This is a genomic window from Komagataeibacter intermedius TF2, assembly GCF_000964425.1.
Classification (GTDB): domain Bacteria; phylum Pseudomonadota; class Alphaproteobacteria; order Acetobacterales; family Acetobacteraceae; genus Komagataeibacter; species Komagataeibacter intermedius.
This window is the reverse complement of sequence record NZ_BANF01000921.1, coordinates 1-253: the sequence shown is the minus strand read 5'-3', so window position 1 is coordinate 253 and position 253 is coordinate 1. Positions and strand designations below refer to the sequence as shown.

The following is a 253-nucleotide window of genomic DNA, read 5'->3' as shown; positions in this document are numbered from 1 at the left end:
GCATTTCCACGCCGCCTGTTTCATGCAGGCAGACGGCCAGGGCGTCATGGGCGGAATGGATCTCGGGTTCGACAGGCGCATGAATGACGCGCTCCGAGAAAATCGGTCCCATCCGGCCTTTCTGTGTCGCCTCGTCGTATTCCTCGATGGACGAGACCAGCCAGACGTCGGGATCATCATAAAATGGCGTCAGGTTTGGCCGCCGCTGGGTTTCGTTTTCGACCCCGGTTTCCGGATCGATCCTGACTGTCAC

At 59.3% G+C, this 253-nt stretch carries 1 protein-coding gene; it reads right to left on the bottom strand.

The features are described 5' to 3' along the window. A partial coding sequence (locus B7449_RS19540; RefSeq protein WP_148431460.1) for a hypothetical protein occupies nt 1-253 on the bottom strand: 253 nt, incomplete at both ends.